Source organism: Psychrobacter sp. 16-MNA-CIBAN-0192, assembly GCF_040309565.1.
In the GTDB taxonomy this organism is placed as follows: domain Bacteria; phylum Pseudomonadota; class Gammaproteobacteria; order Pseudomonadales; family Moraxellaceae; genus Psychrobacter.
In genome coordinates this window covers 1-269 of sequence record NZ_JBEOOX010000296.1, presented here as the reverse complement: position 1 = coordinate 269, position 269 = coordinate 1, and the positions used below count along the sequence as shown (strand labels likewise).

The following is a 269-nucleotide window of genomic DNA, read 5'->3' as shown; positions in this document are numbered from 1 at the left end:
GTCTTTGAAGATAAGCTTGAAACCAAAACCAAGGGTATTCTTTTAGCTGCAGGTGTTACCGCTGCACGTAATAAAGTGTTTGTTGGTGGCGAAACCGGTTTATTGGTTGCGCTTGACGAAGCAACGGGTGACGTTGTGTGGTCTGCGCAAGCAAATGGCGAGTTATTATCGGCACCAACAGTGGCAGAAGATGTTGTCGCGGTAAATACCAGTAAAGGCGCATTTGAAGCATTTGATATCGATAATGGTAAAAAGTTATGGACCTATGA

Annotated in this window: 1 protein-coding gene; it reads left to right on the top strand. The window is 44.2% G+C overall.

The features are described from left to right. The coding region (locus AAEY78_RS13310) for an outer membrane protein assembly factor BamB family protein (RefSeq protein ID WP_352339781.1) at positions 1-269 on the top strand (269 nt) is incomplete at both ends.